The organism is Mesorhizobium australicum WSM2073, assembly GCF_000230995.2.
Lineage (GTDB): Bacteria > Pseudomonadota > Alphaproteobacteria > Rhizobiales > Rhizobiaceae > Mesorhizobium > Mesorhizobium australicum.
Genome location: NC_019973.1, coordinates 1,024,287 through 1,048,642, shown reverse-complemented (window position 1 = coordinate 1,048,642; position 24,356 = coordinate 1,024,287). Strand labels below are relative to the sequence as shown.

General features: G+C 64.6%; 25 protein-coding genes, 1 tRNA gene and 1 pseudogene. 17 read left to right on the top strand and 10 right to left on the bottom strand.

Features of this window, described 5'->3' with window-relative positions; genetic code table 11:
- Positions 1-297 carry a 4a-hydroxytetrahydrobiopterin dehydratase gene (locus tag MESAU_RS04865; protein ID WP_015314942.1) on the bottom strand — a complete coding sequence of 99 codons (297 nt, stop codon included), beginning with the start codon at positions 295-297 and terminating at the stop codon, positions 1-3.
- Positions 298-347: 50 nt separating this feature from the next.
- Here MESAU_RS04865 and MESAU_RS29865 point away from each other — a divergent pair, with 50 nt between their 5' ends.
- Positions 348-866: a low molecular weight protein-tyrosine-phosphatase gene (locus MESAU_RS29865; RefSeq protein WP_015314941.1), complete on the top strand. Its 519-nt coding sequence runs from the start codon at positions 348-350 to the stop codon at positions 864-866.
- Here the strand turns inward: MESAU_RS29865 and thpR are convergent.
- Both thpR and MESAU_RS04850 read right to left on the bottom strand, forming a co-directional pair.
- Positions 770-1,366, bottom strand: a complete 597-nt coding sequence (thpR, locus tag MESAU_RS04855) for an RNA 2',3'-cyclic phosphodiesterase (RefSeq protein ID WP_015314940.1) — start codon at positions 1,364-1,366, stop codon at positions 770-772. The genes MESAU_RS29865 and thpR overlap by 97 nt on opposite strands.
- A gap of 139 nt (positions 1,367-1,505) precedes the next feature.
- A complete protein-coding gene (locus tag MESAU_RS04850; protein ID WP_015314939.1) occupies positions 1,506-2,150 on the bottom strand; it encodes an arylesterase in 645 nt (214 codons plus the stop codon).
- A gap of 85 nt (positions 2,151-2,235) precedes the next feature.
- On the opposite strand from MESAU_RS04850, the gene MESAU_RS04845 reads away from it, so the two are divergent.
- The 4 genes from MESAU_RS04845 to MESAU_RS04830 all read left to right on the top strand — a co-directional run bounded on the left by MESAU_RS04845 (position 2,236) and on the right by MESAU_RS04830 (position 7,165).
- Entirely contained in the window at positions 2,236-2,931 is a 696-nt protein-coding gene (locus MESAU_RS04845; protein ID WP_015314938.1) for an ABC transporter ATP-binding protein, read from the top strand.
- Complete coding sequence (locus MESAU_RS04840; protein ID WP_015314937.1) at positions 2,931-5,480, top strand: ABC transporter permease; 2,550 nt, start codon at positions 2,931-2,933, stop codon at positions 5,478-5,480. Before MESAU_RS04845 ends, MESAU_RS04840 begins: the two co-directional genes overlap by 1 nt.
- A gap of 227 nt (positions 5,481-5,707) precedes the next feature.
- Entirely contained in the window at positions 5,708-6,481 is a 774-nt protein-coding gene (locus MESAU_RS04835) for a Bax inhibitor-1/YccA family protein (RefSeq protein ID WP_015314936.1), read from the top strand.
- A 105-nt stretch (positions 6,482-6,586) separates the two neighbouring features.
- The gene (locus tag MESAU_RS04830) at positions 6,587-7,165 is read left to right on the top strand and encodes a GNAT family N-acetyltransferase (protein ID WP_015314935.1); all 579 of its coding nucleotides are present in this window, start codon (positions 6,587-6,589) and stop codon (positions 7,163-7,165) included.
- Positions 7,166-7,239: 74 nt separating this feature from the next.
- Here MESAU_RS04830 and MESAU_RS04825 read toward each other — a convergent pair whose 3' ends face one another.
- Positions 7,240-7,620, bottom strand: coding sequence for a DUF2794 domain-containing protein (locus MESAU_RS04825; RefSeq protein WP_015314934.1), 381 nt, complete (start codon positions 7,618-7,620; stop codon positions 7,240-7,242).
- A 529-nt stretch (positions 7,621-8,149) separates the two neighbouring features.
- Here MESAU_RS04825 and MESAU_RS04820 point away from each other — a divergent pair.
- Genes MESAU_RS04820 through MESAU_RS04795 form a run of 6 tightly spaced genes read left to right on the top strand, consistent with a single transcriptional unit; the run spans position 8,150 to position 14,115 of the window.
- Positions 8,150-8,809, top strand: coding sequence for a helix-turn-helix domain-containing protein (locus MESAU_RS04820; RefSeq protein ID WP_015314933.1), 660 nt, complete (start codon positions 8,150-8,152; stop codon positions 8,807-8,809).
- 35 nt (positions 8,810-8,844) lie between these two features.
- Positions 8,845-9,915, top strand: a complete 1,071-nt coding sequence (locus tag MESAU_RS04815; RefSeq protein ID WP_015314932.1) for an extracellular solute-binding protein — start codon at positions 8,845-8,847, stop codon at positions 9,913-9,915.
- Positions 9,916-9,938: 23 nt separating this feature from the next.
- The gene (locus MESAU_RS04810; protein WP_015314931.1) at positions 9,939-10,802 is read left to right on the top strand and encodes an ABC transporter permease; all 864 of its coding nucleotides are present in this window, start codon (positions 9,939-9,941) and stop codon (positions 10,800-10,802) included.
- Positions 10,802-11,599, top strand: a complete 798-nt coding sequence (locus tag MESAU_RS04805; protein ID WP_015314930.1) for an ABC transporter permease — start codon at positions 10,802-10,804, stop codon at positions 11,597-11,599. Before MESAU_RS04810 ends, MESAU_RS04805 begins: the two co-directional genes overlap by 1 nt.
- Entirely contained in the window at positions 11,596-12,708 is a 1,113-nt protein-coding gene (locus MESAU_RS04800) for an ABC transporter ATP-binding protein (protein WP_015314929.1), read from the top strand. Before MESAU_RS04805 ends, MESAU_RS04800 begins: the two co-directional genes overlap by 4 nt.
- 21 nt (positions 12,709-12,729) lie before the next feature.
- Positions 12,730-14,115: an NAD(P)/FAD-dependent oxidoreductase gene (locus MESAU_RS04795; protein WP_015314928.1), complete on the top strand. Its 1,386-nt coding sequence runs from the start codon at positions 12,730-12,732 to the stop codon at positions 14,113-14,115.
- Between the two features lie 60 nt (positions 14,116-14,175).
- Here MESAU_RS04795 and MESAU_RS04790 read toward each other — a convergent pair whose 3' ends face one another.
- Complete coding sequence (locus MESAU_RS04790) at positions 14,176-14,985, bottom strand: DUF1223 domain-containing protein (protein ID WP_015314927.1); 810 nt, start codon at positions 14,983-14,985, stop codon at positions 14,176-14,178.
- A gap of 180 nt (positions 14,986-15,165) precedes the next feature.
- Here MESAU_RS04790 and MESAU_RS32365 point away from each other — a divergent pair.
- A pseudogene (locus tag MESAU_RS32365) lies at positions 15,166-15,287 on the top strand (ceramidase domain-containing protein); the annotation flags it as partial.
- Between the two features lie 74 nt (positions 15,288-15,361).
- Here MESAU_RS32365 and acnA read toward each other — a convergent pair.
- Positions 15,362-18,052 carry an aconitate hydratase AcnA gene (acnA, locus tag MESAU_RS04785; RefSeq protein WP_015314926.1) on the bottom strand — a complete coding sequence of 897 codons (2,691 nt, stop codon included), beginning with the start codon at positions 18,050-18,052 and terminating at the stop codon, positions 15,362-15,364.
- A gap of 285 nt (positions 18,053-18,337) precedes the next feature.
- Between acnA and ccmA the strand changes: the two genes are divergently transcribed.
- From ccmA to MESAU_RS04765, 4 genes are all read left to right on the top strand, one after another.
- The gene (ccmA, locus tag MESAU_RS04780; RefSeq protein WP_015314925.1) at positions 18,338-18,946 is read left to right on the top strand and encodes a heme ABC exporter ATP-binding protein CcmA; all 609 of its coding nucleotides are present in this window, start codon (positions 18,338-18,340) and stop codon (positions 18,944-18,946) included.
- 49 nt (positions 18,947-18,995) lie between these two features.
- Complete coding sequence (ccmB, locus tag MESAU_RS04775; protein WP_015314924.1) at positions 18,996-19,661, top strand: heme exporter protein CcmB; 666 nt, start codon at positions 18,996-18,998, stop codon at positions 19,659-19,661.
- Between the two features lie 130 nt (positions 19,662-19,791).
- Positions 19,792-19,959: a heme exporter protein CcmD gene (gene ccmD / locus MESAU_RS04770; protein ID WP_015314923.1), complete on the top strand. Its 168-nt coding sequence runs from the start codon at positions 19,792-19,794 to the stop codon at positions 19,957-19,959.
- Positions 19,956-20,531, top strand: coding sequence for a DsbE family thiol:disulfide interchange protein (locus MESAU_RS04765; RefSeq protein ID WP_015314922.1), 576 nt, complete (start codon positions 19,956-19,958; stop codon positions 20,529-20,531). Before ccmD ends, MESAU_RS04765 begins: the two co-directional genes overlap by 4 nt.
- A 78-nt stretch (positions 20,532-20,609) precedes the next feature.
- On the opposite strand, the gene MESAU_RS04760 is transcribed toward MESAU_RS04765, so the two are convergent.
- From MESAU_RS04760 to MESAU_RS04745, 4 genes are all read right to left on the bottom strand, one after another.
- Entirely contained in the window at positions 20,610-20,849 is a 240-nt protein-coding gene (locus tag MESAU_RS04760) for a Trm112 family protein (RefSeq protein ID WP_015314921.1), read from the bottom strand.
- Between the two features lie 103 nt (positions 20,850-20,952).
- Positions 20,953-21,624: an LON peptidase substrate-binding domain-containing protein gene (locus MESAU_RS04755; protein ID WP_015314920.1), complete on the bottom strand. Its 672-nt coding sequence runs from the start codon at positions 21,622-21,624 to the stop codon at positions 20,953-20,955.
- Positions 21,625-21,730: 106 nt separating this feature from the next.
- Positions 21,731-22,765, bottom strand: coding sequence for a thioredoxin (trxA, locus tag MESAU_RS04750; protein ID WP_015314919.1), 1,035 nt, complete (start codon positions 22,763-22,765; stop codon positions 21,731-21,733).
- 84 nt (positions 22,766-22,849) lie between these two features.
- Complete coding sequence (locus MESAU_RS04745) at positions 22,850-23,347, bottom strand: prolyl-tRNA synthetase associated domain-containing protein (RefSeq protein ID WP_015314918.1); 498 nt, start codon at positions 23,345-23,347, stop codon at positions 22,850-22,852.
- Between the two features lie 211 nt (positions 23,348-23,558).
- Between MESAU_RS04745 and MESAU_RS04740 the strand changes: the two genes are divergently transcribed.
- Positions 23,559-23,633, top strand: a tRNA-Gly gene (locus MESAU_RS04740).
- Positions 23,634-24,356 lie beyond the last annotated feature (723 nt).

The following is a 24,356-nucleotide window of genomic DNA, read 5'->3' as shown; positions in this document are numbered from 1 at the left end:
TCAGCCGCCGAAATAGCGGTTCATCTTCTTCGCCAATTCGATGTCGAGCGCCGTCACGCCGCCGGCGTCATGCGTGTTCAGGGTAACGCTGACGGTCTTGTAGACATTCGACCAATCGGGATGGTGGTCCATCTTCTCGGCGGTCAGCGCCACCCTGGTCATGAAGGCGAAGGCTTCGGAGAAATTGGCGAAGGTGAAGGTGCGGCCGATCGAGGCTCCGTCGTCCGCCAGTGCCCAGCCATCAAGCCCTGTGAGCGCTGCTTCGGCGGCCTCCCTGCCCAGTTTCTCTCTCGTCATGTCCGCTTCCCGTGCTATTGGGCTGAAGTCGTCACCATAGCGCCGGATCCATGATCGCGAAGCCCATAAATTCCATTCTTTTCGTCTGCCTCGGCAACATCTGTCGGTCGCCGCTGGCCGAAGGCATTCTTGGCGCCGTGCTGGCGGAGCGCGGATATGGCGGCGATATCGTGCTCGATTCGGCCGCGACCAGCGGCTGGGAGGTCGGCTCCGCTCCCGACCCGCGCTCGATCGCCATCGCGTCTCACCACGGCATCGACATCTCGCGGCAGCGGGCGCGCAAGATCATGCCGGAGGATTTTCACCGCTTCGACCTGATCTTCGGCATGGACCGGTCCAACGTCGCCGACCTGAAGGCGCTGGCGCCGGCGGCGGTGCGCGACCGTATCCACCTGTTCCTGGAATTCGCCGAGGGAAGGCCGCGCGATGTACCGGACCCCTACTATGAGGACCAGCAAGCGTTTGCCGAGGTCTATCGCATGATCCGCGAGGCGTCGGAGGTGCTGGCGACACGGCTGGCGGCACGCGTATCGACGCCGGACAGCGGCCATGCCTCCTCGACAATATAGGGGCCGCCACCCACCGAATCGCGCGACGACATCAGCACGAAACGGCCGATGCGGAACGGCAGCGTCGAGAAATTGCCGCGCGCCGACAGATATTGGGCGACGTCGAGCGGGCTCGAATTGCGCAGCCGCGCCAGCGTCACATGCGGCATGAACCTGCGCGGATCGGCGGGAATGCCGAGCCGCTGGCAGATGCGCTCGATTTCGGCCTGAAGAGCCGCCAGATCGGGCGAGGACGAAGCGCCGGCCCACACCGCATGCGGCTTCTTCTGGCCGAAAGCCCCGACACCGGACAAGGTCAGCGAGAAGGAAGGGCGATGCACCCGGTCGAGAGCGTTGGCGATCTCGTCGGCGACATGGCCCTGGACGTCGCCGATGAAGCGTAACGTCAGATGGTAGTTTTCGACGTCGATCCAGCGGGCCCCGGGCAGGCCGCCCCGGAGCAGGGACAGCGAAAGGGCGGCATCACGCGGAATTTCGAGGGCGGTGAAAAGACGCGGCATGAAGAGCCTCCCTTCCTCGAATCGAAACTGTCATCCCTAGCGAATCATCGATAATCAAATGGAGCAAGTGGTTTGTTGGTCGCGGATGCAATCTACATGCAATCTAAAGCTTCCGCGGCGGAACCGGTTCCATCCGACGTCACGATCCGCCTGGCGCCGCCGCCATGGCCTTCTCGACGGTAGGCAGGATGCGTTCGACCATCAGGTCGACGCCGCGAGCACTCGGATGCAGGCCGTCCTCGAGCTGCAGGCCGGGCTGGCCGGCGACGCCGTCGAGGAAGAACGGGTAGAGCGGAACATCGTATTTGCCGGCCAGGTCGGCAAAGATGGCGTCGAAGGCGCTCTGGTAGTCGGCCCCGAGATTGGGCGCCGCCCGCATGCCGGCCAGCAGCACGGCAATCTTGCGCTCTTTGAGCCTGCCTAGCATCTCGTCCAGGTTCCGTTTCGTAATGTCGGGCGCGACGCCGCGCAGCATGTCGTTGGCGCCGAGTTCGAGGATCACCAGCTGCGTGCCCTCAGGCACCGACCAGTCGAGCCGCGCCAGGCCGCCGCTGGAGGTGTCGCCGGAGACGCCGGCATTGGCGACGATGACGTCATGGCCCTTGGCGCGAAGTGCTGCCTGCAATTTGTCGGTAAAGCCCTCGCCCGGGCCAAGGCCGTACCCCGCCATCAGGCTGTCACCGAAGCCGACGATCTTGAAAGGCGCGGCGCGCGCCGACGAGATGCCGCCGCAGATGGCGAGGAAAACGACCAGGCCTGCGGCAAAGCGGCGTTTGAAAGACATGCGGCAGGCCCCATATGACAGAGAATTCTTCCGGCGATGGCTTCCGACAGGCAGAGCCTCCCTTTCCATATAGGACGCTTTCATTTTGACAGAAGCCGTCATCGCGCTGAAAGACATATCCCTGACACTCGGCGAAGGCGCTTCGTCGGTTCATGTATTGAAGGGCGTCAGCCTCGACGTCGCGCGCGGCGAGGCGACGGGTATCGTCGGCCCGTCGGGGTCCGGCAAGTCGACATTGCTGATGGTGCTGGCCGGGCTGGAGCGGGTCGATTCCGGTACGGTGCGCATTGCCGGCGAACTGCTCAACGGTAAAAGCGAGGACCAGATCGCTTCGTTTCGCGGCCGAAACATTGGCATCGTGTTCCAGTCCTTCCACCTCATCCCCAATATGACGGCGCTCGAAAATGTCGCCGTGCCGCTGGAACTGGCCGGCCACGCCGATCCCTTCTCGGTGGCGGAGCGGGAACTGGCGGCCGTCGGCCTCAGCGACCGCGTCACCCATTATCCTGGCGAACTCTCCGGCGGCGAGCAGCAGCGCGTGGCGATCGCCCGGGCGCTGGCACCATCGCCGCGCATCCTGATCGCCGACGAGCCGACCGGCAACCTCGATCAGGCGACGGGGCGGCAGGTCGCCGATCTGCTGTTCGCCAAGGCCGCCGAACGCGGCATGACGCTGGTGCTGGTCACCCACGATCCGGCGCTCGCGGCGCGCTGCTCGCGCCAGGTTTCGATGCGCTCCGGCCGGATCGAGGCGCCGCCGCCGGTCAGGATCACCGCCTGATGCCGCTGGCGCGGACCTTGAAGCTTGCCATCCGCTTCTCGCTGCGCGAGATGCGCGGCGGCCTGTCCGGCTTCCTCATCTTCCTCGCCTGCATCGCGCTCGGCGTGGCGGCTATCGGCGGCGTCAATTCGGTGGCCCGCTCCATCACCGCCGGTGTCGCCGATCAGGGCCAGACGCTGCTCGGCGGCGATCTTCGCTTCCAGATCAACCAGCGCGACGCCAGCCAGGCAGAACTTGGCTTTCTCGACGGGCTGGGCGTGGTTTCGCATACCGCCGGCATGCGCTCGATGGCGCGCCTGGCTGACGGATCCGACCAGGCGCTGGTCGAGGCCAAGGCTGTCGACGAGGCCTATCCGCTCTATGGCGCGCTGGAAACCGAACCGGTGCTGACGAAGCAGGAACTGTTCGGCAGGCAGTTCGGCGTTTTCGGCGCCGCGGCACCCGATCTCTTGTTCGAACGGCTGCATCTCAAGATCGGCGACCGGCTGAAGCTCGGCACCGCCACGTTCGAACTGCGCGCCAGGCTGATGGCCGAGCCCGACGCGGTCTCCGATGGGTTCGGCTTCGCGCCAAGGCTGATGATCTCGACCGAGGGCCTGGCCGCCACTGGGCTGATCCAGCCTGGCAGCCTGGTCGAGAACGCCTACAAGGTCCGGCTGCCCGCCGGTGCCGACGAGGCGCGGCTCAAGGCCATCCAGGACCAGGCGGCCAAGGATTTTCCGCAGGCCGGCTGGTCGATCCGCACGCGCAGCAACGCCGCACCGGCGCTATCCTCCAACATCGAACGCTTCTCCCAGTTCCTGACGCTGGTCGGGCTCACCGCGCTGGTGGTCGGCGGCGTCGGCGTCGCCAATGCGGTGCGCGCCTATCTCGACGGCAAGCGCGGCGTCATCGCCACCTTCAAGAGCCTGGGGGCGTCCGGCGGCTTCGTCTTTGCCGTCTACCTCGTGCAGATCCTGATCATCGCGGCACTTGGCATCGTGCTCGGCCTGGTGCTCGGGGCGCTGATGCCGTTCGCGGCGAGTGCCGCGCTTCAGTCGGTCATTCCGGTGCCGGCGCAGGGCGGCTTCTATCCCGGCGCGCTCGCCATGACGGCCCTGTTCGGCCTGCTGGTGACGCTGGCCTTCGCGCTGTTGCCGCTCGGTCGCGCCCGTGACGTGCCGGCAACCGCGCTGTTCCGGGAGATGGGACTGGAAGGCCGGGGCCTGCCGCGCCCCGTCTATGTCGTTTGCGCGCTCGGCATCGCGCTTTTCCTGGCAGCGCTGGCGATCCTGTTTTCGGGCGACCAGCGCATCGCCTCGATCTTCGTCGGCGCCACCGTTTTTGCTTTCCTGGTGCTGCGTCTCGTCGGCGGACTGGTGCAATGGGCAGCCCGGAAAAGCCCGCGCGTGCGCTTTGTCGCGCTCAGGCTCGCCATCGGCAACATCCACCGGCCGGGGGCGCTGACGCCCTCGGTGGTGCTGTCGCTGGGGCTTGGGCTGACGCTCTTGGTGACACTGGCGCTGATTGACGGGAATCTCAGGCGCCAGATCTCCGGCAGCCTGCCGGAGCGGGCGCCGAACTTCTTCTTCGTCGACATCCAGGGCAGCGAAGTCGATGCGTTCTCCTCGCTGATGGCGAAGGAGGTGCCGCGGGGAACGCTGACCAAGGTGCCGATGCTGCGCGGCCGGGTCATGGCTCTCAACGGCGTCGATGTCGACAAGGTCAAGGTGCCGGCCGAGGGCGCCTGGGTGCTGAAGGGAGATCGCGGCCTGACCTATGACACCAGGCAACCGGAAAACGCGATGCTGACAGAGGGCAAATGGTGGCCCGACAACTATGCCGGCGAGCCGCTGGTTTCGTTTTCCGACAAGGAAGGCAAGGAAATCGGGCTGAAGCTCGGCGACACCATCACCGTCAATGTGCTCGGCCGCAATGTCACCGCCCGCATCGCTAATTTCCGCCAGGTCGAGTGGGAGACGATGGGCATCAATTTCGTCATGGTGTTCTCGCCCAACACATTCGCCGGCGCCCCGCATGGCTGGATAGCCACGCTCACCGAAAAGAACGCCTCGGCGGCCGACGACGCGCGCGTCCTCAACGCCGTCACCCGCGCCTTCCCCGCCGTGACGACGGTGCGGGTCAAGGACGCACTCGACATCGTCAACCGGCTGGTCGGCCAGCTCGGCACGGCGATCCGGGCGGCGGCCGGCGTGGCGCTGATCGCCTCGGTTCTGGTGCTTGCCGGCGCGCTTGCCGCCGGCAACCGGGCGCGCATCCACGACGCTGTGGTGCTGAAGACGTTGGGCGCCACCCGGCGAACGCTGATCACGGCATTCTCTCTGGAATACATGCTGATCGGACTGGCCACCGCCATCTTCGCGCTCGCCGCCGGCAGCGCCGCCGCCTGGTTCGTGGTCGCACGCATCATGACGCTGCCATCGCATTTCATGCCCGAGGTGGCGGTGGCGACGATTGCCTTTTCGCTGGTGATCACGGTCGGCATCGGCCTTGCCGGCACCTGGCGGGTGCTCGGCCACAAGGCGGCACCCGTGCTGCGAAACCTCTGATTCGCCGGCGGGCGCCGCCTGCCCGGGTTAAATCTTGGTAAGAATGCCGTCCGAAACGGCCGGCGAAGCGGCATTTTGGCCTGTCACGAACCGTTACACCCGGTTACGGTCTTGTTCTTGACGCGAATAACCATCATATTCCGCGCAGGCATGCTGGAGCCCCCCAGCGGCGCCTGGGTCCGCAAGAGGCCCGACACCGGACGGGGCAGAAGCAACGAGGATTTCCAATGGCTGATCCCATTCGCAACTATCAGACGTCGGCGGTGCCCGGCGTCCGCGCCGACATCGACCAGGGTCTGCGCGCCTACATGATCAAGGTCTACAATCTGATGGGGCTTGGCCTGCTCATCACCGGCCTTGCCGCCGTCGGCACGATCATGCTGGCCACCACCACCGATCCGGCTTCGGCCGTCGCGACGCTGCCGAGCGGCGAGATGCTGACCTCGTTCGGCTACGCGATCTTCGGTTCGCCGCTGCGCTGGGTTGTCATGCTGGCGCCGCTGGCCGCCGTGTTCTTCCTGTCGTTCAGGATCCAGTCGATGAGCGTCGCCGCCGCGCAGACCACCTTCTGGGTCTATGCCGGTCTGGTCGGCCTGTCGCTGTCGTCGATCTTCCTGGTCTACACCACGGCAAGCATCTCGCAGACCTTCTTCGCCACCGCCGCGGCCTTCGGCGCGCTGTCGCTGTTCGGCTACACCACCAAGCGCGACCTGTCGGCGATGGGCTCGTTCCTGATCATGGGCGTGTTCGGCATCATCATCGCGTCAGTGATCAACATCTTCCTGCAGTCGTCGGCACTGACCTTCGCCGTCTCGGCGATCGGCGTGCTGGTCTTCGCCGGCCTCACCGCCTACGACACGCAGAAGATCAAGGAGATGTATTTCGAGGGCGACGCTTCCGATGTCGCGGGCCGCAAGGCCATCATGGGCGCGCTGTCGCTCTACCTCGATTTCATCAACCTCTTCATGTTCCTGCTCCAGTTCATGGGCGACCGCCGCTAAGCGGTATTGGACCATCGACTCCTGGAAGGGCGGCCCAACGGCCGCCCTTTTCTTTTAAGCGGGCCTCTGCTGTTATGGAAAGCACAAAAGAGGCTTGCATAAAGAATGAGCAACATCGCGATCAGGCCGGCGACCCCGGCCGACCTCGACGCCATAACCGAAATCTACGCCGACGCGGTTGCCAACGGCACGGCGAGCTATGAACTGGAGCCGCCCAGTCGCACCGAGATGGGGACGCGATTCGCCGCACTCGCGGCCGGCGGCTTTCCCTATCTGGTGGCGGAAAAGGCAGGCGCCGTGCTTGGCTATGCCTATGCCGGCGCCTTCCGGCCGCGCCCGGCCTATCGCTTCATCGTCGAGGATTCGGTCTATGTCGCGCCTGACGCCAAGGGCCAGGGTGTCGGCCTGAAGCTGATGCAAAGCCTGGTCGCGGCGGTCGAGGCGGCGGGCTTTCGCCAGATCGTCGCGGTGATCGGCGATGGCCGCGCCGACAGCGCCTCGGTCAGGTTGCACGAGAAGCTCGGCTTCCGTCATTCCGGCCGCCTCGAAGGCTCCGGCTACAAGCACGGGCGCTGGTTGGACACGGTATTCATGCAGCTGTCGCTCAACGGCGGGGCATCGCTGCCACCTGATCCGGATTCGCTGCCGGAGCGGAAGTTCCGGCAGGGGGAACTGAAGAATTGAGGAATTTGACACGCGGCGCCTGACGTAAGCGCCCCTTGTCCTTCGTTCCTCAATTCTTCAGTTCGCATTTACCCCTATACCAGCTTCAGCTTGCTGTCGAAGACGCCGAGCACGCGGCCAAGCTCCTGGCCGCGTTTGAGGATGCGCCCGCCCGCCGCGATGACGGCGAAGGCGCCTTGCTTGCGCGCCAGTTTCGGATCCTTGACGATCTGGAACAGCGGCACTTCGCTGGCACGGCGGAAGACGGAAAAGACAGCCCGGTCGGTGAGGTGATCGATGGCGTAGTCGCGCCATTCATTGGCCGCGACCATGCGTCCGTAAAGCCTGAGGATCTGGTCCAGTTCGCGCCGGTCGAAGCGGACCGGCTGGTCGAGGCGTGCGCTGCGCGCCTCGTGCAGCGGGATCAATATTGCGGATGCGTCTCCATCCCCCATCCCGCCGCCGTCATCGATCATACCTGCCTCGATCCTTCAAAATGAATCTTTGCCAACCAAAGTTGGCCCCTTCGCATCGCAATTGCAAGAGCCGGAGAAGCGAAGGCAGCGGCGCGCCGTTTCCGTTGCGTCCAGTCACGTTTGTGAAACGCGTGTTGGAATTGGTGATGCTTCGCCACATTTCCGCCTTTTTTTATCCGCGCTCCTGCCCCAATGTCCGACGAATTTACCGGCGTTGCCTGAGACGGTTCGGTCCGGCACCGGCTCGTAAACCCCAAGCCCCCCGCCCACGGGTCTGCGTCGGATCGAACCAACCTCGGCCTTTTCCTCGGAAAAGCCAGGTGCGACGATCCCAAAACCTAAATGACCGACGTCAGAAGCAAGCTGACGTCGGTTTTTTCGTTTTTGGGCCTTGCACCCGGGACTGCGCGCCGACGGCATCGGCGTAGGGCCGAAAGCGGCCAATCCCGCGTGGCCATTCAATTCTGCCGACCGTGCTTGCCATTTTCCGTTCCACTTAATAGGGTGTTAAGTGAGAACGGAGACGACAATGCCACACGCATCGGGCTCCCCAGTAAAACAGTTGAATGGCGGCGCGGCCGTGCCGGAGGCCGGCGGCGTCGGCCCTCGTATCAAGGCATTGCGCATGGCGCGGCGCGTCTCGCTGCGCCAGCTTGCCGACATGACGGGCACCACGGCGAGCTTCATCAGCCAGCTCGAGCGCAATCTGTGCGGCGCCAACACCGGCACGCTGCTCAAGATCGCCGCCGCTCTCGACCTCGGCATCAACGATCTGTTCGAGGACAATGCGCGTCCCCTGCACAAGGTGCTGAGGCGCGAGGAGCGGCCGGTCGTTCCGGTTGGCCTCCAAGGCCGCAAGATGCTCCTGTCGCGGCGGCCGATCCATCAATTCGAAGTCTATGCCGGCCATTTCGAGGTTGGCGGCTCGACCGGCGACGAGACCTATGTGCATGGCGGCGAGCACGAAATGTTCATGGTGCTCAAAGGCACCGTCGAACTGACGCTTGCCGACGAGCGCCATCTGATGCGCGAGGGCGACAGCGTCGAATACGCAACCTCGGTGCCGCACCGGACCGTCAATGTCGGCGACACGCCGGCCGAGGTGCTCTGGATCATCGCGCCGCCGACCGCCGGCGCGCTCGAACTCGATCGATACAGGCCCGGAAACCGCTCGCATCCGGGTGAATGAAAACAATGCGAGTTCTGCAAATGGGAGAGATGATCATGAAACTGAAATTTGGACATGCGGCGGCCGTCGCCGTGCTTATGGCGGCCACCGCCGCGCTCGCGCAATCCAAGCCGGTGGCGGGAGAGGTCGCCGAAGGCTCGCTGAAGGGCAAGACGCTGACCCTCGTTTCCTATGGCGGCATCTATCAGGACGGCCAGGCGGCGGCACTCAAGGAGTTCGTCGACAAGTCCGGCGTCAAGCTGCTCAACGACGGCCCGACGGAGATCGCCAAACTGCAGGCGCAGGTCGAGTCCGGCAATGTGACCTGGGACGTCGTCGATACCGACGACCTGCCGCCCTATGTCTATTGCGGCAAGCTGTTCCAGAAGCTCGATCTGACGAAGCTCGACGTCTCGAAAATCCCGGAAGGCCAGGTCGGCGAATGCTCGGTGCCGGCGATGAACTACGGTGTCGTGCTGATGTACAACAAGGAAAAGTACGGGGATAATCCGCCCAAGAGCTGGGCCGACTTCTTCGATACCCAAAAATTCCCCGGCGTGCGTGGCATCGACGGCTCCGGCAGCCCGACCGGCGGCCTGCTGGAACAGGCTTTCAAGGTTGCCGGCGGCGATCCGAAGGCGATGACGGTGGCCGATATCGACAAGGCCATCGATGTGGTCCGCAAGCTCGGCCCCGACACGATCTTCTGGAAGACGGGTGCCGAATCGCAGCAGCTCGCCGAATCCGGCGAGGCCGACATGCTGATGATGTGGACGGGCCGCGCCATGACGGCGGTCAAGAACGGCGCCAAGTACGCGCCCGCCTGGCAGGATTGGCTGGTGGTGATGGACCAGATGACGATTCCGGTCGGCGTCAAGGATACGGATGCGTCCTACGCGCTGCTCAATGCCTATCTCGGCAAGCATGCCCAGGAGATATTGGCGGAGAAGACCTCCTACACGCCGATCAACAACGACGCGCAGCCCAAGGTCGACGCTTCCGTCGCCGCCTACCTGACCAATACGCCTGAACGCCAGAAGCAGGGCTACAAGCAGAACTTCAAGTTCTGGGTCCCGAACTTTGCGGTGGCGCAGGAGAAGTGGTCGGCGCTGATGGCCGGCAACTGACCGGCTGACGGGAAGCAAGGGCCGTGAGCGCGTCCGAGCCAATCATTCCGGCCGCCGAAAGGCGCAGGGCATGGCGGCCGTTCGCGCTCGCGTTGCCGGCCCTGGTCCTGCTTTTCGCGGTGATCGGCTATCCGCTGCTGACCATCGTGCTGCGCAGCCTGTCGGAACCGGAGTGGGGAGCGCAGAACTATGTCTGGTTCTTCAGTGCGCCGATCAACCTTGTTGTGCTCCAGCGGACCTTCGTCATTTCGGCGTGGGTGACGCTGGTGTGCGTGGTTTGCGCTTATCCCTACGCCTATCTGATGACCGCGGTCGGGCCCCGCGTTCGGCTGGTGCTGCTCTTGTGTGTGCTGATCCCGTTTTGGGTGAGCGGCGTGGTGCGCACCTTGTCCTGGGTTATCCTGCTCCAGGATTCAGGCGTCATCAACTCGGTCCTGCGGTCGCTCGGGCTCGGCGGCGTCAGGCTGATCCGCACCCAGACGGGCGTGGTCATCGGCATGGCGCAGGTGCTTTTGCCGTTCATGATCCTGCCGCTCTATTCGGTCATGAAAGGCATCGATCTCAGGCTGATGCGCGCGGCGCAAAGCCTTGGCGCGCGGCCGTCCCGCGCCTTCTTCACCATCTACCTGCCGCTGTCGCTGCCGGGCGTCTATGCCGGCGCGATCATCGTCTTCATCCTGGCGCTCGGCTTCTACATCACGCCGGCTTTGCTCGGCGGTCCGCGTTCGACCATGCTGTCCACCCTGGTGCAGACACAGGTGCTCAGCCTGCTGCAATGGGGCCGTGGCGGCGCCATGGGCGTGGTGCTGCTGGTCACGACCTTCGTGCTGCTGGCGCTCGCCGCGCCCGTCATGCGGTCCCGGTACCGGGAAGCGGAGCGGCGCTGATGGAGATGAAGCCGCTCACCCGCGTCATCCTCGGCCTTGTCTGCCTGCTGGTGGCCATATGGCTGGTGGCCCCGACGCTGGTCGTGGTGCCGATGTCGTTCAACGAGAACAAGTCGCTGGCGTTTCCGCCGCAGGGCTTTTCCTGGCAATGGTACCAGAATTTCGCCACCAGCCCGGACTGGTCGAGCAGCTTCCTCAATTCGCTGAAGGTCGCCTCGATCGTTGCCGTGCTGGCAACCGTGCTCGGCACGCTTGCCGCCTTCGGCCTCGACCGCATGAAGGCGCGGCCGGCAAACCTGCTGCGCATGCTGATGTTGACGCCGATGGTGGTGCCGGGCGTGGTGCTGGCCATCGGCATCTACGCGGTCTATCTCGATACGCGGCTTGTCGGCACGCTGCTCGGCTTCGTGCTCGCCCACACCATCCTTGCGCTGCCTTTCGTGCTGATTGCCGTCTCGGCCAATCTCGAAGTGTTCGACAGGCGGCTCGAGACAGCCGCGGCGAGCCTCGGCGCCAGCGCGCTCACCACCTTCCGCACGGTGACGCTGCCGCTGATCGCACCCGGCGTGCTGTCGGGCCTGCTGTTCGCCTTCGCCACCTCCTTCGATGAGATCGTCGTGTCCCTGTTCATCACCAATCCCTACCTCAAGACATTGCCGGTGCAGATCTTCGCTTCCATCACGCGCGATGCCGACCCGACGGTCGCGGCCGTCGGCACGATCCTGTTGTTTGCCACCACGATCCTGATCGGCGGCGGCATGCTTCTTCTTGGCCGCGAGCGGAAAGGACGCCAATGACCTCGGGGCAAGAGAGCAGGGGCGCGGCGATCGATCTCAGGTCGATCAGCAAGGCCTATGGCAGCTTCAAGGCGCTGGACGGCGTGTCGCTGCACATCGAGGCCGGCGAGTTCATGACGCTGCTCGGACCAAGCGGCTCCGGCAAGACGACGACGCTCAACGTCGTCGCCGGCTTCACCGAGGCCAGTTCCGGCGCGCTGGAAGTGGGCGGCAAGAGCGTCGTCGGCGTGCCGGCGCACAAGCGCAACATCGGCGTCGTCTTCCAGCATTACGCGCTGTTTCCCCATATGACGGTGAGCCGCAACGTCGCCTATCCGCTCGCCTTGCGCGGCGTGGCGGGAGCCGAGCGCGAACGCCGGGTGCGCCAGGCGCTCGACATGGTCAAGATGGCGGATTTCGGCCATCGCTTCCCCAGCGAGCTTTCGGGCGGCCAGCAGCAGCGCGTGGCGCTGGCCCGCGCCATCGTCTTCGATCCGCCGCTGCTGTTGATGGACGAGCCGCTCGGCGCGCTCGACAAGAAACTGCGCGAATGGCTGCAGCTCGAGATCAAGCGCATCCACCGCGAACTCGGCACCACCTTCGTCTATGTGACGCACGACCAGGAAGAGGCGCTGGTGCTGTCGGATCGCATCGCCGTGTTCAACCGGGGCCGGATCGAACAGATCGGTACCGGGCGCGAGCTGTATGACGAGCCGGCGACGCTGTTCGTCGGCAAGTTCATCGGCGATTCCACCGTGCTGCGCGGGGCCGCCGCCACCTCTGGCCAGGAGACGGCGATCGAGATATCAGGCCAGATGGTGACGACGGCCAAGCGTCTCGCCAATGGCGGCACGCCGGTCATGCTGCTGCGCCCCGAAAAGCTGGCGCTCGCCCGCCCTGGTGTGGGCGGCGACGGCCGCAACCGGCTCACGGGCCGTATTGGCGAAGCCATCTATCTCGGCTCCGGCTCAAAATACGAGGTCGACCTGGCCGACGGCTCGAAAGCCATCGTGCGCTCGACGCTGGAAGCAGACAGTTTCGCCATCGGAGACGAGGTCGAGGTGCTGTTCGCCGGCGCCGACGTGAAGCTGCTCGCCGACGACGACAAGGCTGACCTGACGCTCACCTGATTTCGGAACGGATTTCAAAAAATGCAAGCCAAGCACAATGGCGACGTGTCGTTCTGGTATGCCGATATCGGCGGCGTGCCGGCCTATCGGCCGTCCTTGCCCGGCGACATCGAGGCAGATGTGTGCATCGTCGGCGCCGGCTACACCGGCCTGTGGACCGCCTATTATTTGAAGAAGGCGCAACCTGCGCTGCGCATCGCCATGGTCGAGAAGGAGTTCGCGGGCTTCGGCGCGTCGGGCCGCAATGGCGGCTGGCTGTCGGGCGGCTTCAGCTGGTCGCGCGAGAAATACGCAAAGACCTCCTCGCGCGGCGCGGTGATCGACATGCAGCGCGCCATGTTCGGCACGGTCGATGAGGTGATCGCGGTGACGGAAGCCGAAGGCATCGACGCCGATATCCGCCGCGTCGACAACATCACCGTCGCCACCAACGCGGCACAATTGCAGCGCGCCAAGGCCGAATACGAGGAGCTGCTGCGCTGGGAGATGCCGCCGGAGCGGCTGGCCTTCCTCGACGCGCGGGAGGCGCGCCAGCGCATCGCCATCGACAAGGTGCTGGGCGCCTTCGTCGTGCGCAAAGTCGCGCGTGTCCAGCCGGCGAAGCTGGTGCAAGGCCTGGCGGCGGCTGTCGAGCGGCTTGGCGTGCCGATCTACGAGCAGACGCAGGTGCTGGCGATCGAGAAGGGCAAGGTCACCACCAGCAGAGGCATCGTGCGGGCAGGGAAGATCATCCGCGCCACCGAAGGCTTCACGGCTGGCATTCCCGGCTACGAGCGTCTCTGGCTGCCGCTGAACAGCGCCATCGTGGTGACCGAGAAGCTGCCGCAAGAACTGTGGGACCAGATCGGCTGGAACGGTTACGAGGTGTTGGGCGATGCCGCTCACACCTATTGCTACGCGCAGCGCACGCGCGAAGGCCGCATCGCCATGGGCGGCCGTGGCGTGCCCTACCGCTTCGGTTCGCGCACCGATGTGCGCGGCCGGACCCAGCAGGCGACCATCGACCAGTTGCACGAGGTGCTGACCAGACTGTTGCCGCAGACCAAGGGCGTGCGTCTCGACCATGCCTGGTGCGGGACGCTTGGGGTGCCGCGCGACTGGTGCACCACTTCAGGCTTCGACCGGGAAAGCGGCATCGGCTGGGCCGGCGGCTATGTCGGGCTCGGGGTTTCCAGTTCCAACCTGTCAGGCCGCACCTTGCGCGACCTCGTGCTCGGCCACGACACCGAGTTGACCCGGCTGCCCTGGGTCAACCGTACGGTCAAGAAATGGGAACCGGAACCACTGCGCTGGCTCGGCGTGCACACAATGTACCAGCTCTATCGCATCGCCGACCGGCGTGAAGCAAACGGCCTGGACCGGACCTCACGCCTTGCGGCCTTCGCCGATCGCCTGACCGGACACTGAAAGCATTCGAGCAGGAAATGTGCGGTTTCCGTCTGGAATTGCGCCGAACCCGTGACGTTGTTACAGCTTACGATCGAGGGAGGTCTCGGATCCGGGTCTGTGGATGAAAGCCGCACCCAGGATGGGGCCTGGCAGGCCATCCTTGCCGACCGACTGCAAAAGCACGGCGCAGCCGCCTTTCTTGGTGATCTCGCTCAGCGGAAATTCGTAGCGCTGCGCCTTGCCATGCCACATGCCGGCGGTCTGGATCCCGGTGACCGCGTTCCAATAGGTCATCTTGCGGCCGGAGTTCTCGCCCTGGCCGATCTTGACCGTCTGCGGCGCGTCGAAATAGACGATGACGACATGGGCGTCGTTCGGGCCGGTGCCGGCGTCACCCGCGTCGATGATCACACGGTCGCCGGTGCGGCTGACCTTGATGGGCACACGCATGCCTTCGCCGGCACGAGCCATGCGGGCAAGCGCGCCGTCGACCTCACCGCGATTGGCGCCGTTGACATGCATGCGGCCGTTCAGGACGGCCTGCGGCGTATAGACGGAACGGCTGCTGAAGTAGCGCATATAGTCATATTGCCGCTCGGTGTTTTCCTTGTGGCTCAGCGTGTCCTTCCAGCCGAGATAGTCCCAGTAATCGACGTGATAGGCGAGCGCGACAATATCTTGCCTTGTGGCGAGTTCGGCGAAGAACGCGTCCGCCGGCGGACAGGAACTGCAGCCCTGGCTGGTGAACAGTTCGACCACGCCGAGCGGCCTGTCGGATTTTTCGGCCTGGGCCCTTTCGGGCTCGCTGGCATGCCCAGCGCCGGCAAAAGCCGAGAAGGCCAGCGCGAAGGCTGCCAGCCACAATGATCGTCGCGAGGCCATGACCATTCCAATTCCCGCCGGTGATGCCGGCTTTGTTCTGCTTTGCCGAAATATGTGGCAGAACGGGAAGTCAACGGGAAGTCACGTTGCGGTGAAATTTTACCGCTGCAATCGTGAGGTAAGGCCGCAATAGGAGCAGCCGCTGCATTTCAAGGCGTGGTTCGATTGAGCGGCGGCATCATCGCCATGCGGCAGGTTCTCCTCACCGACATCGATCTCTATTGCGAACGCACCGGCCCTGGACTTTGGTCTGGGCCGGTCAATGCTTTGACGACCTTGCCTTCATCGCGGCAGGACTGTGCGGTATGCTGGTCTGCTGTGCCGCGGCAGGGGAGTAGTGAGTCGGGGCGTCCCCTGCATCCCACTCACTACTCACTGTTTTCTAGGCCGCCAGATCGCGCAGCACGTACTGCAAGATGCCGCCGTTCTTGAAGTAGTCGAGCTCATCCAGCGTATCGATGCGGCAGATGATCGGCACGTTCTTCACCGTGCCGTCGCCATAGGTGATCTTGGCGGTCATCGTCTGGCGCGGCTTGATGGCGCTCAATCCGTCGATCTCGACCAGCTCGTCGCCCTTGAGGTTGAGGGAAGCCCATGAGGTGCCTTCCTCGAAGACGAAGGGGATGACGCCCATGCCGACCAGGTTCGAACGATGGATGCGCTCGAAGGACTGGGCGATGACGGCACGGACACCGAGCAGGTTGGTCCCCTTTGCCGCCCAGTCGCGCGACGAGCCGTTGCCGTATTCGACGCCGGCGAAAATGACCAGCGGCACGCCTTCCTTCTTGTACTGCATCGCCGCGTCGTAGATCGATTCCTCTTCCTTGCTGGGATAGTGGATGGTGTAGCCGCCCTCGCGGCCGTTCTCGCCCAGCATGTGGTTGCGGATGCGGATGTTGGCGAAGGTGCCGCGCATCATCACCTCATGGTTGCCGCGCCGCGTGCCGTACTGGTTGAAGTCGGCGACGCCGACGCCATGGTCGGTGAGGTATTTGCCGGCCGGCGAGGCGGCCTTGATCGAACCCGCCGGCGAGATGTGGTCGGTGGTGATCTTGTCGCCGAACAGGCCGAGCACCCGGGCGCCCTTGATGTCGCCGATCTTGCCGAAACCCGTGGTCATGCCGGCGAAGTAGGGCGGGTTCTGCACATAGGTCGAATTGTTGTCCCAGGCATAGGTCTGGCCTTCCGGCGCCTTGACGTTCTGCCAGTACTCGTCGCCCTTGAAGACGTCGGCATATTTGCGGGCGAACAGCTCGCGGGTGACGTTCTTCTCGATGAACTCCTGGATCTCGGCCGAGCTCGGCCAGATATCCTTGAGATAGACCGGATTGCCGTTCCTGTCGTCGCCGAGCGGCTCCGTGGTCAGGTCCTTGGTCACGGTGCCGGCCAGCGCATGCGCCACGACCAGCGGCGGCGACGCCAGGTAGTTCGCCTGCACGTCGGGCGAGACGCGGCCTTCGAAGTTGCGGTTGCCGGAGAGCACCGCGGCGGCAATCAGGCCCTTGTCGTTGATGGTTTTTGAGATCGGCGCCGGCAGCGGGCCGGAATTGCCGATGCAGGTGGTGCAGCCGAAGCCGACCAGGTTGAAGCCGATCTGGTCGAGCTCCTTCTGCAGGCCCGACTTTTCCAGATATTCCGCCACCACCTGGCTGCCGGGGGCCAGCGAGGTCTTTACCCACGGCTTCTGCTTCAGGCCAAGGCGGTTGGCGTTGCGGGCAAGCAAGCCCGCGCCGATCAGCACTGATGGGTTCGAGGTGTTGGTGCAGGAGGTGATGGCGGCGATGACGACGTCGCCATGGCCAAGGTCATGGTCGGTGCCTTCGACGGCATAGCGTTTGGAGATTTCCGCCGCCTTCTTGTATTCGGTGTCCATCGCCTTGGCGAAGCCGGCGGGAATGCCTTCCAGCGCGACACGGCCCTCGGGGCGCTTGGGGCCGGCCATCGACGGCACGACGCTGTCCAGCTCCAGTTCGAGCAGGTCGGTGAAGACCGGGTCGGCGGAGCCGGCCTCGCGCCACATGCCTTGCGCCTTGGAATAGGCCTCGACCAGTGCGATGCGGTCCTCGCTGCGGCCCGACATTGTGAGATAGCGGATGGTTTCGGAATCGACCGGGAAGAAACCGCAGGTGGCGCCGTATTCGGGCGCCATGTTGCCGATGGTGGCGCGGTCGGCCAGCGTCATGTTGGACAGGCCGGGGCCGAAGAACTCGACGAACTTGCCGACCACGCCCTTCTTGCGCAGCATCTGGGTGACGGTCAGCACGAGGTCGGTGGCGGTGACGCCCTCCTTGAGCTTGCCGGTGAGGCGGAAGCCGATGACTTCCGGCAGCAGCATGGAGACCGGCTGGCCGAGCATGGCCGCCTCGGCCTCGATGCCGCCGACGCCCCAGCCGAGCACGCCAAGGCCGTTGATCATGGTGGTGTGCGAATCGGTGCCGACGCAGGTGTCGGGATAGGCGGTGGTTTCGCCGTCCTCGGTGTTGGTCCACACCACCTGGCCGAGATATTCGAGATTGACCTGGTGGCAGATGCCGGTGCCGGGCGGCACGACGCGGAAGTTGCGGAACGCCTGCTGGCCCCATTTCAGGAACTTGTAGCGCTCTTCGTTGCGCTCATATTCGAGCTCGACATTGCGGGCGAAGGCCATCGGCGTGCCGAACTCGTCGACGATGACGGAATGGTCGATGACGAGGTCGACCGGCACCAGCGGGTTGATCTTCTGCGGATCGCCGCCAAGCGAGGCCATGGCGTCGCGCATGGCGGCGAGGTCGACCACGGCCGGGACGCCGGTGAAATCCTGCATCAGCACGCGGGCCGGGCGATAGGCGATCTCGACGCCGGCGGTGCCCTTGTCGGTCAGCCAGCCTGCCACCGCCTGGATGCTCTCCTTGGTGACGGAGCGGCCGTCCTCGTTGCGCAGCAGGTTTTCCAGCAGCACCTTCATCGAATAGGGCAGCTGGGCAATGCCGGTGAGGCCGTTCTTCTCAGCCTCGACGAGGTCGAAATAGACATACTCGGCGTCGCCCGCTTTCAGCGTGCGGCGGCAATTGAAACTGTCGAGGGATTTTGACACGTGCGATCCGTCCTTGTCTGTTCAGCCTGAAAGGGAACGGACGCCGATGGCATGCAATCACGCGCAAAGGTGCGGGTACGGCCATTTCCGCTGTCCGTTCCCAAGCAACCCGAGCCGTTCAAGGCGGCGCGTGCGCTGGTTCGGCGCTAATTCTGTTCCCGCGCCGACCGCTGGCACGGATGCCCCGCATATAGAGAATTTTCTGGAATAGTTCTAGACAGTTGCTGAGCAAATTTGTGCGATGCGGCAGCGCTCGCGAAACATTGATTTCAGGGCAGGCGAGGGATGCGGCTTATCGCCGAAAATCTGGGCGGCGAACGCGGCGGCGAGCCGGTTTTCTCCGGCATCGGCTTTGTCCTCGATCAGGGCCGGGCCCTGGTCGTCACCGGGCCGAACGGTTCGGGCAAATCGACCTTGCTCAGGGTGGTCGCCGGCCTGCTGCCGAAAACCGAGGGCCGGCTGCTGCTCGAAGGCGGCGGCGACGAGTTCCCTTCGATCGGCTCGGCCTGCCACTATCTCGGCCACCAGAACGCGATGAAGACGGCGCTGAGCGTGACCGAGAATTTGCGCTTCTGGCGGGAGTTCCATGGCGAAGGCCGGCTCGATGTGGACGAGGCGCTGGAAACGGTCGGGCTCGGCGGCATCGGCCATTTGCCGTTCGGCTATCTCTCGACCGGGCAAAGACGCCGCGCGGCGATCGCGAAACTCTTGGTCAGCCATCGGCCGCTGTGGCTGCTCGATGAGCCGACGGCAGGGCTGGACAAGGCTTCGGAAGCGCGGTTTGCAGGGCTGATGCGCAGGCATTGCGAGGAAGGCGGGATGATCGTGGCGGCCACGCATCTGCCGCTGGGATTGGAAGGGGCGAAAGAGTTGGCGATGGGGGAGGCCTTTTGATGACTGCACCCTACGGCGCTCCCCTTCTTCAACAGGGGACCACATCGTAATGTGGTCCCTCTTCCTGCGCGACATCCGCCTCTCGATCCGCGCCGGCGGCGGCGCGCTGACGGGCGTCATCTTCTTCCTCGCCGTCATCGCCACCATCCCTTTCGGCGTTGGGCCGGATCTCAAGCTGTTGGCCCGCATCGGTCCGGCGATCCTGTGGATCGGCGCGCTGCTTGCCTGCCTGCTCGGCCTCGACCGGCTGTTCCAGGCCGACCGCGAGGACGGTTCGCTCGATCTCCTGGTGCTCGGCAACGACCGGCATATGCTGGCGCTGACGGTGCTGGTGAAGTGCGTCGCGCATTGGGCGGGCAGCGTCCTGCCGCTGGTGGCCGCGGCCCCCCTGCTCGGCCTGTTCATGAACATGGAACCGTTGGCCATAGGCGCCACGGCGCTGACGCTGCTGGTCGGCACGCCGGCAATCACCTTCATCGGTGCCGTGGGCGCCGCGGTGGCGGTGGCGCTGCCGCGTGGCGGCCTCTTGATCTCGGTGCTGGTGCTGCCGCTGACCATACCGGTGCTGATCTTCGGCGTTTCGGCGAGCTATGGCGCGACGGCCAATCCCGATCCATTCCTGCAGCCCTTCCTCATTCTTGCCGCGCTGACGCTGTTTCTTGGTGTGCTGGGGCCGACCGCAGCGGCGCTGGCGCTGCGCCACGGCACCGATTGAGGCGCCAGAGGTCTGAAGGCTGCGGCGTGGCGGCCGATTGCGAAGCCGCCGGCGCGCGGCTAAGGGAAGACATGATCGAACGAGGCGGAAAGACCCGGCTGGAACGAGACGCGGCGATGGAGCGGCGCGCATGAGCGCGCATGCGCTCTACGTCGCGGCGGCCTACACGATCACCGCCGTGGCACTGGCCGGGCTGATCGGCTGGATCCTCATCGACCAGCGGGCGCGCAAGCGCGAACTCGCCGAACTCGAGGCGGCCGGCGTGCGCCGCCGTTCCGACAAGGCAGCCAAGTCATGAGCACAGGGACGGAAACGCCGGCCCGTCGCCGCCTGTTCGTATTTTTGCCGCTGCTGGTCTTCCTCGGACTGGCCGGACTGTTCCTGTCGCAGCTCTTGTCGGGACGCGATGTCTCGGAAGTGCCGTCGGCGCTCATCGGCCTGCCGGCACCACAAACCAACTTGCCGCCCCTGGAGGGCAGCAATCTGCCCGGGCTCGATTCGAAAGCCTTCGCCGGCAAGGTCACGCTGGTCAACGTGTTTGCGTCCTGGTGCGCACCATGTCGGGAAGAGCACCCAGTGCTGCTGGCGCTGGCGCAGGACAAAAGGTTCGCGATGGCGGCGCTGAATTATAAGGACCGGCCGGAAAACGCCCGCCGCTTCCTCGGCGACCTTGGCAATCCGTTCCAGGCAATCGGCGTCGACGAAGCCGGCCGCACGGCGATCGACTGGGGTGTCTATGGCGTGCCGGAAACCTTCGTCATCGGCAAGGATGGCAAGATAGCCTACAAGCATGTCGGCCCGCTGACGCCAGAGTCCGCCAGGGAGCTTCTGCTGCCGCAGATCGACAAGGCACTGGCCAGGCCGAGCTGAGGCGACGTCGCGAAGACCTGATGTCCCTTGGTTTGTACACGTATATGGTTGAAGCGGAGCGGATGGCTCCGCGCCACCTCAATTCGGCCCACCTGGCCGTGGCGGCGACAGCACATCCTCGGCCGAGAGCACCCGCGCTTCCGAGGGCAGCATGATCGGGATGCCGTCGCGCACCGGATAAGCGAGCTTGGCGACCCGCGAAACCAGCTCGCCGCGCTCGGGGTCCCAGGCCAGCGGCCCCTTGGTCAGCGGGCAGGCCAGGAGTTCGAGCAGCTTCGGGTCAACATTGGCCTTCTTTCCGTCGCGCCCATCCGTCATTGGGTCCTCTTCCGGTTTCACGCCCTGGATGTCAGCCAGCATGTCAGGATCTGTCGAGATCGGTCAGGCCGTCATTGCAGGCCGGCTGGATATCGTCGCATTCCTACTGCAGGCTCGAGCCAAAATCCTCATTCTCGCGCGCCAGCGTCATCTCGGTGATGGCAATCAGCGTTTCGGCCCTGGTTTTCAGGTCCGCGGCCTCGAGCAATGCCTGCTTCTCGGCCGGTCCATAGGGCGCCATCATCGACAGCGCGTTGACCAGCATGGCGTTTTCGGCACGGCTGACGCTCTCCCAGTCGGCTTCCAAGTCATTGGCCTGCAGATAGGCGCGAAAGGCTCTGAGCAGCGCCGGCCGGTCGATTTCATCAGCCGCCTGCTCCTCGTCAAGATCGGCGAGGAAGGGCGCCGGCTTCGCCTGGCGGAACGGCGTCTTGACCGTCAGCTCGTGGGCGACGCGGAACCGGCACACGCCTTGCAGCGAGATCAGGTAGCGGCCGTCGCCGGTCTCGGAAAAGGCGATGATGCGACCGATGCAGCCGACGTTGCAAAGCTCCGGCTCGCCATCCTCGCGCAATGCGCCATTGAGGCCGGGCTGGATGACGCCGACGAGCCGCGAGCCGGCGACCGCCTCGTCCACCATCTGCAGGTAGCGCGGCTCGAAGATGTTAAGCGGCATGCGGCCGCCCGGCAGCAGCAGCGCGCCTTCGAGCGGAAAGAGCGGGATCGTCGATGGCAGATCCTTGGCGAGCCGGTAATGCGCGTTTCCCGCTTGCACCTCGTTCCTCCGATCGCTTCCCTTGCGAAGCGTCAATCCTGCCTTGTCCTATCTGGCGCACAGGCCTGGCGCCACAAGCCCTTGCGACAAAACAACCGTAACCGGCTCAGGAAAACAGCAATGCCGACAATTTGCGGCGTGCGGCAAGCGTCGCCTCGTCGGTCATGCCCCAGGCCTCGAACAGCTGCAGCAACTGCGTCCTGGCGCCATCCTCGTTCCAGCTCCGGTCGGCCTTGATGATGGCCAGCAGATTGTCGGCGGCCGCCGTGCGATCGCCCATGGCGTTCTGGATCATGGCCAGGTCGAAACGGGCCTGATGGTCCTTGGGGTTTTCCGCAAGCCGCCGCTCGAACTCGGCCGGATTGCCCAGCGCCGCCGCCTGCGCGGCCAGCGCGATCTTGGCGCGCAGGGCAGCCAGCGGCGGTGCGTCCTTCTTAGCCTCCGGCGCCGTTGCCAGGAGCGCCTCGGCACCCTCGGTGTCGCCGGCCTCGAACAGCAGGTCGCCCAGCCCGCCAATCGCCTCGACCGTTTCCGGCGCCTGCGCCAGGATGGCATCGTAGATGTCGGCCGCGGTCTGCATGTCGCCGGCGTCGCGCGCCTCCGCCGCCGCGGCCAGGGCCTCGGCCACCGGCGGCGCGCCATTGCCCTTGCCGCCGACCTTGGTGATGAATTCGTTGATCTGGCTTTCGGGAATGGCGCCCATGAAGCCGTCGACCGGCTGGCCGTCCTTGAAGGCGATGACCGCCGGTATCGACTGGATGCCGAGCTGGCCGGCGATCGAGGGATGGTCGTCGATGTTCATCTTGACCAGCTTGACCCTGCCGCCGGCGGCCTTGACCGCCTTTTCCAGCTGCGGAGTGAGCTGCTTGCAAGGTCCGCACCACGGCGCCCAGAAATCGACCAGCACCGGCTGGCGGCGCGATTCCTGGATGACGTCGGTTGCAAAGGCCGCGGTCGTCGTGTCCTTGATGACATCGCCGGTGGTGGGGCCGGTGGTGGGGCCGGCGGTGGGGCCGGCAGCTGGGGGCGCGGACGTCTCGCCGAATCCGGCTTTGGGCTCGGTTCCGCCATACTGCACCGTGGTGGCATACTGGCCGCCCTTGTTTCCGAATGATCCGCCAAACGGATTGTTGTCGCTCATCTCGTCACCCTTTCGGTCGCGCGGCCGGCCCGTGGCCCGGCGCCCTGTCTCAATTGGAAATCGGCTTTGCCACCCATGTGGCGATCATGCCGAGACTTTCAAGATAGCAGCATCATGCCCGGTTGCCTCGACGAATCTGATGAGATCGGCGGCCGCGATCGATGTCGTCGCCTCGTTGGTCAGTGGATGCGCATTGATGACGGAATGGTCCATCAGATCCTTGTCGAGCACCAGTTTGACCCGGTTTTCCCTGTCGTTGACGATGCCGAACACCGTGACCGCCCCCGGCGTGACCCCCAGAAGCTCCATCAGCATTTCGGGCTTGCCGAACGAAACCCGGCTGGCGGCGCCGATCAGCTGGTGTATCTGCTTGAGATCGACGACCGCGTCCTCGCCGACGGTGACCAGGAAGAAATTGTCCTTCTTGTCCTTCAGGAACAGGTTCTTGGTGTGCCCGCCGGCGATCTCCCCGCGCAGCGCCTGCGAATCGGCAACCGTATAGAGCGGCGGGTGGCGTATCGTCGAAACCGCGATGCCGAGTTCGGCAAGAAAGGCCATCAGGTCAGCTTCGGTCTTCGGCATGGGTCTCTTCTTCTTCGGTTTCTCGGCCTTGCCGTTTACGGCCAATGCGGCGGCCGACACAAGACCGTCGCGCCAGCGGCGATGAAATCGGCGCGTCGCGGGCGGTTTGCCGGCATCGCTCGGAAGGTTGCAAAAAGCCTGCTATTTCCCTGTTGCAATCGCCGCGGTCTTCAGCCATATAGGCCCGGCTTGCGGCCAAGACGCCGTGTGAGCGGGTGTAGCTCAGGGGTAGAGCACAACCTTGCCAAGGTTGGGGTCGAGCGTTCGAATCGCTTCACCCGCTCCAGTTTCCTTCGGGAAATCAAGCAATTAAGAGGCGCCTTTCCAGGCGCCTTTTGCTTACACGGCCTTGCCAAATGGAAATGTAAGCTCTTTGTAAGCACGAACACGCGAAATCTCGGTCGTAAAATCTTCCGCAAAACAGGTTGCGCATCCCGCAAGCGGAAGCGCACCCCGCTGAGGACAAGGCTCGGCGGACTTTTCTTCCCGCGGGTCTGGCCCGTCATTGATCGGATGATCCGTGATAACCGGGCAGTCCATGCCGCAAGAAGCGGGTGACCGGTTCTCTATCGTGGGACCGAGTGCTCTGTTCGCGCGCTCCCACATGAATTCCACCGACGCTGCATCTCTGCCTGCCGCTGTTCGGGGGATTGGAGTAGAGGATTCGGGACCAGCTGTTCGGGGGTCTCCACCGAAGGCGTTGCCACTGCCGGAGCGCCAGTGCTGTCTTCGTCCCCATCCGATTCCACCGTGGGGTCGGCCTCGCCGCCATTATTTTCCCGAAGGCCGGAGCTCTGCGCAACTCCGGCACTGCCAAGATTCAGAATGCCGGTCCCAATGGGAATGACGACGTCTTTCACAACCGGCTTGACGACGTACTTATAGGCGCTTCCGGCGTTTTTTTGCCTGGCCCCAGATGGGTCCCCGCCCCCATCCGCCTGCTTCCGCGAAAGAACCGGGGCAGGAAAGGATTGCCAGTGAGCCCAGCATTCCGACGATCTTGAACTTC